The following is an 853-nucleotide window of genomic DNA, read 5'->3' on the forward strand; positions in this document are numbered from 1 at the left end:
TTAACAACCCTGCATCCACTGCCGGCAGCCAGGATATTATCTACCACGGCTGTTTCCAGCGCTTCTCCTCCAAATATCAGTAGTTGCTCCGGCAACAATAATTTATCGGGCGCCGATACTGCTTTCCAGTAAGAAGGCACTACTTTGATACAGTCTATCCGATGAGAGCTAAAGTAATCATGCAGCTTGTCACTATCGTTGATAAAGGCTTTCGGGAACAGGTGCAATTCCCCTCCCGTAGCCAGGCAGCCATACAATACCGTATTGCCCAGATCCGTGGCGATACCGGTCAGCAAAGCAAACGAATGGCAATCTCCAATCGGTATGGCCGCCTGCAAACCTGCCAGGTAATCAGACAGGTTACGATGTGTGATCATAACGCCTTTGGGCGCACCTGTGCTACCAGAAGTATAAATCACATATAACAACTGTGAAGCTGATGGATGAGGCAGGACAGATCCGGCATCGTTTAATAAATCTTCATCCAGTGAAATCACCTGCGCCGCTGTGGATGGCAACAAGCCCCGACAACTACTACTGCTCACGATCACCGTTGCTGCGGTATCTTTTAAAATATAACTGATCCGTTCTATAGGATAATCCTGCTCAACAGGCACATAAGCACCGCCTGCCTTCAATATCCCCAGGATACCCACTACCATATCAGCAGAACGTTCTATAAACAGCGGTACTAACGTATTAGGCCCTACGCCGTTTTTGCGGAGACAAACCGCCAACCGGGTAGCACGTGCATCCAGTTCCTCGTAACTCATAGACTGCCCCTCAAATACCAGTGCAGTGGCCTGTGGTGTACGGGCTACCACGGCCGCAAACATATCCACGATCGTTTGAT

General features: G+C 49.4%; 1 protein-coding gene. It reads right to left on the minus strand.

Translation table 11 applies throughout. The features are described from left to right. The coding region (locus tag AB4Z08_RS35760) for an AMP-binding protein (protein WP_441578565.1) at positions 1–853 on the minus strand (853 nt) is incomplete at both ends.

The sequence above is a fragment of the Chitinophaga sp. RAB17 genome (genome assembly GCF_052114225.1).
Lineage (GTDB): Bacteria > Bacteroidota > Bacteroidia > Chitinophagales > Chitinophagaceae > Chitinophaga.